The organism is Mesorhizobium sp. M8A.F.Ca.ET.208.01.1.1 (assembly GCF_004791315.1).
Lineage (GTDB): Bacteria > Pseudomonadota > Alphaproteobacteria > Rhizobiales > Rhizobiaceae > Mesorhizobium.
On sequence record NZ_SRUT01000054.1, the window covers coordinates 1 to 442 of the forward strand.

1 pseudogene is annotated in these 442 nt (G+C 67.6%); it reads right to left on the minus strand.

What is annotated here, in order from left to right:
- Positions 1-6 precede the first annotated feature (6 nt).
- Positions 7-442: pseudogene (locus EN851_RS34245) on the minus strand (polysaccharide deacetylase); the annotation flags it as partial.

Below are 442 nucleotides of genomic sequence, written 5' to 3' on the forward strand. Positions count from 1 at the left end.
GGGCGCTCAGCCGCCCGCCGCGACCCTTTGCGCGGCGCCGCCTCGCTGCCGCTCGACATAGTCGCGGAAGCTGATGCACTCGACCTGCTGCATGACGCAGACCTCGTCGGCAAAGCGCTCCAGCGCGTTCCAGTAGGCGCCGTCATTCATCTGGGTGAAGTGAAAGCCCAACTCCAGCGGCATGCGCTTGCCATTGTACTGGGCGTCGAAGGCGGCGCGGAACGCGTCGTAGGTGCGGCCGGCGAACACGTTCGCCATGGACGGCCTCTCGAAGCCGCCCGAATGCCGGACATAGAGATTGTAGTCCATCGCGACCACCGGCCTCGCTTCCGGCCCTTCCGGAACCAGCGGCAGCGAGAAGCGCGTGATGCCGTTCTTGCTCGGCGGCGAGGCGGGGGCTTTCGACACACCGCTCGCGTCGTACCGGAAGCCGGCTTCGGGC